The organism is Pseudomonas sp. EGD-AK9 (assembly GCF_000465935.2).
GTDB lineage: Bacteria > Pseudomonadota > Gammaproteobacteria > Pseudomonadales > Pseudomonadaceae > Aquipseudomonas.
The window spans coordinates 1-5,665 of record NZ_AVOF01000212.1 but is presented as its reverse complement, the minus strand read 5'-3'; the positions used below and the strand labels follow the sequence as shown (position 1 = coordinate 5,665).

Below are 5,665 nucleotides of genomic sequence, written 5' to 3'. Positions count from 1 at the left end.
ATCGCGCAGCTCGCGGGTGCGCGCGCCGATGGCGATGGGCGTGGCGAAGTCGCCGCGGGCCCAGGCCGACAGCGCCGGCACCAGCTGGCTGAGCACCCGGGTCAGGCGCCGCTGGATGCTGTCGATGGTCAGCGCGATCAGCAGGATCAGGCCGATCATCAGGCCCTGGATCAGCCGCACGTCGCCCTGGATGCGCGCGTACTCGGCCTTGACCTGCGGCTCCAGAGCGGCCAGCGCCTGCTGCAGCTGGTCGATGCGCGCGCGGGTGGCGGCGGCCAGTTGCTGACGCTGCTCGACCAGCTCGCGGGTGCGCTGCAGCTCGGCCGGGTAGCGGCGTACCAGGGCGGCGAAGTCGCGCTTGAGGGCGACGCCACGATCTTCCGCCTGGCTGGCGCTGCTGTCGTCGGCCAGGCCGAGCAGGGCGGCGAAGCCGGCGCTGGCCGAGTCCGAAGCCTCCGCCACACCGAGCAGCGGCAGGCTGTCGAGGCGCCCGGCCTGTGCGCCGAGGGCCTTGAGTTCGCGTTCGATATCGGCCAGCAGCTCGTTGCGGCCCTGGGCAACGAAGCGGCCGCGGGCATGGCCCAGGCGCGTCAGGTGCTGGCTGGCGTCGAACAGAGGGCGGTGGTAATCCTGCGCTGACGCCCCCGTGGCCGAGTCGGCGTACTGCGCCAGCTGCTCCAGCGCGCCGCCCATCTCCCGTTCGGCCTGCAGCAGCAGGCCCTGCGGGTCGCCGGCCAGTTTGCCGGCGGCGAGCAGCTCGCCCGCGCTGAAGGTGCGCAATTGCTCCAGGCTCGGCCGCAGCTCCTCGGCCAGCGGCGCCGGCAGCTCGTCGAGCGCCAGCTCCAGGCCGTCGATGGCCTGGCCCGCGGCGCTGTGGCGTAGGGCGTCGCCGCTGGCCAGGTAGGCCTGGATATTGCCGGCCACGTCCTGCTGGAACTGCTGGGACAGCGCCAGGTAGCGCTCCATCAGCTGGAACGGCTGTTGCAGCGCGCGCTGCGACCACCACAGGGTCGCCGCCAGGGCGACGCAGACGGTGACCAGCAGCAGGGTGTTGAGGTTGGTGAGCAGCTTGAGACGCATGGCGGGCTCGATCGACGGCTGAACGATGCCCGCGAGCCTATTGCGGTTTGGTTACAGGCTGATGACGTTGTGCGTTGCGTCACGTTCCGGCGACCGGCGAGCCGTCACGCACCGCGGTACAGCTCCACCCGGTTGCGGCCGCCGTGCTTGGCCCGGTACAGCGCCTCGTCGGCCTGCTTGGACAGGGCGTTGCCGTCCAGGCCCGGCTGCAGCATGGCGATGCCGCAGCTGAAGGTGCAGGAGAGGTCCTGCGGCTGCGCCGGGTAGTGGATCTCGGCGAAGCGCTGGCGGATTTCCTCGAGCACCCGCAGCGCCGATTGCTCGTCGGTATCGGGCAGCACCACGGCGAATTCCTCGCCGCCGTAGCGGCCGATATGGTCGGTCTTGCGCAGGCGCTGTTTGAGAAACAGCGCCAGGCTCTTGATCACCCGGTCGCCCATGGGGTGGCCGTAGCTGTCGTTGACCCTCTTGAAGTGGTCGATGTCGAGCATGGCGAAGGCCAGCGGCTGCTCGTCGCGGCGCGCGCGGAAGCAGGCGTCTTCGAGCAGCTGCAGGGTGTGGGTGTGGTTGTACAGGCCGGTCAGGCTGTCGCGCACCATGCGCGCCTTGAGGTTGCGCGCGCGGGCGGCGCGGTTGCGCACGGTGGCGATCAGATGACGTGGCTTGATCGGTTTGGTGAGGAAATCGTCGCCGCCCTCGCTCATGGCGTCGAGCTGCTTGTCCAGGTCGTCCTCGGCCGACAGGTAGATGATCGGCACGCTGACGTAGCGGTCGTTGTGGCGGATCACCTTGGCCAGCTCGATGCCGCTGCACTCGGGCATGTACATGTCGAGGATGATCAGGTCGGGCTGGAACTCGGCCAGCGCGTCCATCGCCTGGATCGGCTCGGTCAGGGTGTGGGTGAGGATGCCGGCGCTGTTGAGCACGCGCTCGGTGTGGGTGGCCTGGGCCTTGGAGTCGTCGACGATCAGCACCTTGTAGGGATCGTACTGGGCGACGTGGGTCAGCACCTCGATGCGTTCGAGCAGACTGGAGGCGTCCAGCGAGCCGGTGAAGAACTCCTGGCCGCCGGCGCGCACCGCGGCCAGGCGGGTCGGCGTGTCGGTGTCGCGGTGGCTGAAGAACAGCAGCGGAATCTTCTGCTCCAGGCCCTGCTGCACCGAGTCGGCCAGCGCCAGGCCGGCACCGGCGAAGTCGACGTCCATGACGATGGCGGCCGGGTGGCGCTCGGCGATGGCGGCGCGAAACGCCGCGGCGTCTGTCAGCGCCTGCGCGGCCAGGCCGAAGAACTCCAGCTGCTGGGCCAGGCGCTCGGCGCGGGCGGTGTCCTGCAGGGCCAGGTAGACCGGCTTGCGCAGCGGCGGCAGGAAGGTCTGCTCGAACGCGTCGCCGTGGCGCAGGCCGGTGCGCGACAGGCGCTGCATGGCCAGGTTGAGCTGGCCGATCAGGCTGCTGTTGAGGCGTCCGCGGTTGTCCGCCACCGCCATCAGGCTGGCGGCGATGGCCTCGGCCAGCTGGGCATGCTCGGCCTGCTCGAAGCGCTCGGCGTAGCGCAGCAGGCGCAGGTTGGCCTCGCCCAGTTCGGCCATGCCGGCGTCGTTCCATTCGCTGCGCTGCAGGCGCTGCCAGACTTCCAGCACCTGACGCGCTTGGTGGATCACGCGCTGGGCGAAGTGATGCTTGAGGCGATCGCGACTGGGATCCGGGTGTTCGGTCATGGGCCGACTTCTTTAAATGACTGGGTCAGTGGTGGCTCGATGCTATCACTTGGCGGCGGCGCTGACAGTGCCGTCGATCAATTGGCGTCGTGTTTTCTGTCGAATAGGCGACATAAACCTAGCTTTTTCCCACTGACTTGCCACCGGCGGTAAGTTTGCCCGTGCGCCCTGCGCTTTGCGGCGAGCTTGCCTTATAGTGCGGACACGCAACCCGTTGTTCGGGGCGCGGTCGAACATTCGAATTTGCTGAAGGAAGGACACTGCCATGCTGGACTGGAAGAATCGCGCGGCGAGCTCGCCCGACGCCGCCGCCAAGACCGCCACGCACGCAGGCGAGCGCAGCGGCGCCAGCCTGATCGGCCGCGCGGTCGGCGGACTGCTCGGCGTCTACCTGCTGCTGGCCCTGGTGGTCGGCTGGTACTGGAGTCAGGAGCCGTCGGCCTTCCCGGTGCAGCAGCGGGCCCAGGCCGCGGCGGAGCAGGCCAAGCGCCAGCTGGTCGGCGGCTACACCACGGTGGAGACCCTCAAGCAGGTGGCCGGCACCCTGCTGGACAAGCCCGGCGGCTACCTGTCCAACGACCTGGCGCCGCCCGGCCTGTGGCTGGACAACATGCCGAGCTGGGAATATGGCGTGCTGGTGCAGGTGCGTGACTTCTCCCGCGCCCTGCGCAAGGACTTCGCCCGCTCGCAGTCGCAATCCACCGAGGACCCGGACCTGGCCCAGGCCGAGCCGCGCTTCCACTTCGACAACAAGAGCTGGGCGCTGCCGGCCTCGGAGTCCGAGTACCGCGAAGGGATCAAGGCGCTGGATCGCTACCTGGCCCGCCTGGCCGATCCGAGCAAGCAGAACGCGCAGTTCTATACCCGCGCCGACAACCTCAACAACTGGCTGGGCGACGCCGGCACCCGCCTCGGCTCGCTGTCGCAGCGGCTGTCCGCCAGCGTCGGTCAGGTGCGCCTGAATACCGAGGTGCTGCCGAGCGAGCCGGACGCCACGGCGGTGGGCGAGGGCGGCATCTACGAGACGCCCTGGCTGCAGATCGACAACGTGTTCTACGAGGCGCGCGGCCAGGCCTGGGCACTGGCCCACCTGCTGCGCGCGGTCGAGGTGGACTTCGCCGACGTGCTGGCGAAGAAGAACGCCACGGTCAGCGTGCGGCAGATCATCCGCGAGCTGGAGGCGGCGCAGGAAACCCTGTGGAGCCCGATGATCCTCAACGGCAGCGGCTATGGCCTGCTGGCCAACCACTCGCTGGTGATGGCCAACTACATCTCGCGGGCCAATGCGGCGATCATCGACCTGCGCCAGCTGCTGAGCCAGGGCTGATGGCGGCGATCTCCGAGGCGGAAGCGGCGCATCGCGCCGCCTCCGACGCCGAGCGGGTGGCCTGGGTCGACGAACAGGACCGGCCGCTCGGCGGGGTGTCGCGCGCCGAGCTGCGCGAGCGCCGCCTGATCGGCCGCGGCACCTATATCCTGCTGTTCAACTCGGCCGGCCTGCTCTGCGTGCACCGGCGCACCCTGAGCAAGGCGCTGTATCCCGGCTACTGGGACGTGGCCGCCGGCGGCATGGTGCTGGAAGGCGAGGCATACGCCGAGTCGGCCGAGCGCGAACTGGCCGAGGAATTGGGCATAGTCGGCGCCGAGCTGGTCGAGCATGCGCATTTTCTCTACGACGCCCCGGAAAGCCGGCTGTGGTGCATGGCCTACTCGGCGGTATCCGACGCGCCGCTGGTGTTGCAGCCGGAAGAAGTGCTGGAGGCGCGCTTCATCAGCGTCGAGCAGGCGCTGGAGGAGACCCGCCGCCTGCCCTATTGCCCGGATTCGCTGGCGGCATTGCAGCGTTATCTGGTCGCCCGCCGGTAGATACCGTCTTGGGGCTCACCTCGCGATAGCGAGTGCCCGCTCAAAGGCCGACCGGATTCCATCGCGCCGTGCGCGCCAATGAGCGAGCGGCGAACAGCCGGCGCCAGGCGCCCCTGTGTCCATGCCTGGCGCTTCAGTTCGGCAGGTTGGCCGCCTGGATCGCGGTCAGCGCGATGGTGTAGACGATGTCGTCGACCAGGGCGCCGCGCGACAGGTCGTTCACCGGCTTGCGCAGGCCCTGCAGCATGGGGCCGACGCTGATGCAGTCGGCGCTGCGCTGCACCGCCTTGTAGGTGGTGTTGCCGGTGTTCAGGTCGGGGAACACGAACACCGTGGCGCGCCCGGCCACCGGGCTGTTCGGCGCCTTCTGCCGGCCGACGCTGTCGATGGCGGCGGCGTCGTACTGCAAGGGGCCGTCGAGCAGCAGGTCGGGGCGCATCTCGCGGGCCAGGCGGGTGGCGGCGCGCACCTTCTCCACCTCCTCGCCGCTGCCGGAGTCGCCGGTGGAGTAACTGAGCATGGCCACCCGCGGGGTGATGCCGAAGGCTTGCGCCGAGTCGGCGCTCTGCAGGGCGATCTCGGCCAGTTGTTCGGCGTTGGGGTCGGGGTTCACCGCGCAGTCGCCGTAGACCAGCACCTGGTCCGGCAGCAGCATGAAGAATACCGAGGACACCAGGTTGTAGCCCGGCGCCGTCTTGATCAGCTGCAGCGCCGGGCGGATGGTGTTGGCGGTGGTGTGGATGGCGCCGGAGACCAGGCCATCGACCTCGTCCAGGGCCAGCATCATGGTGCCCAGCACCACGGTGTCTTCCAGCTGTGCCTCGGCCATCGGTGCATTGAGGCCCTTGCCCTTGCGCAGCTCGACCATGGGTTCGACGTAGCGCCCGCGGATCAGGTCCGGGTCGAGAATCTCCAGGCCCGCCGGCAGCTCGATGCCCTGGGCGCGGGCGACGGCGTGGACGGCGTCGGGCTTGGCCAGCAGCACGCAGCGGGCGATGCCG

General features: G+C 69.4%; 4 protein-coding genes and 1 pseudogene. 2 read left to right on the top strand and 3 right to left on the bottom strand.

The window, feature by feature from the left end; translation table 11 throughout:
* Both N878_RS11205 and N878_RS11200 read right to left on the bottom strand, forming a co-directional pair.
* A pseudogene (locus tag N878_RS11205) lies at positions 1-1,080 on the bottom strand (methyl-accepting chemotaxis protein); the annotation flags it as partial.
* A 104-nt stretch (positions 1,081-1,184) separates the two neighbouring features.
* Positions 1,185-2,798, bottom strand: a complete 1,614-nt coding sequence (locus N878_RS11200; protein WP_021443746.1) for a diguanylate cyclase — start codon at positions 2,796-2,798, stop codon at positions 1,185-1,187.
* Positions 2,799-3,063: 265 nt separating this feature from the next.
* Between N878_RS11200 and N878_RS11195 the strand changes: the two genes are divergently transcribed.
* A complete protein-coding gene (locus N878_RS11195; RefSeq protein ID WP_021443745.1) occupies positions 3,064-4,125 on the top strand; it encodes a DUF2333 family protein in 1,062 nt (353 codons plus the stop codon).
* Positions 4,125-4,664, top strand: a complete 540-nt coding sequence (locus N878_RS11190; RefSeq protein ID WP_021443744.1) for an NUDIX hydrolase — start codon at positions 4,125-4,127, stop codon at positions 4,662-4,664. Before N878_RS11195 ends, N878_RS11190 begins: the two co-directional genes overlap by 1 nt.
* 133 nt (positions 4,665-4,797) lie before the next feature.
* Here N878_RS11190 and pta read toward each other — a convergent pair.
* Positions 4,798-5,665, bottom strand: an 868-nt coding sequence (gene pta / locus N878_RS11185) for a phosphate acetyltransferase (protein WP_021443743.1), incomplete at its 5' end; no start/stop codon positions are given.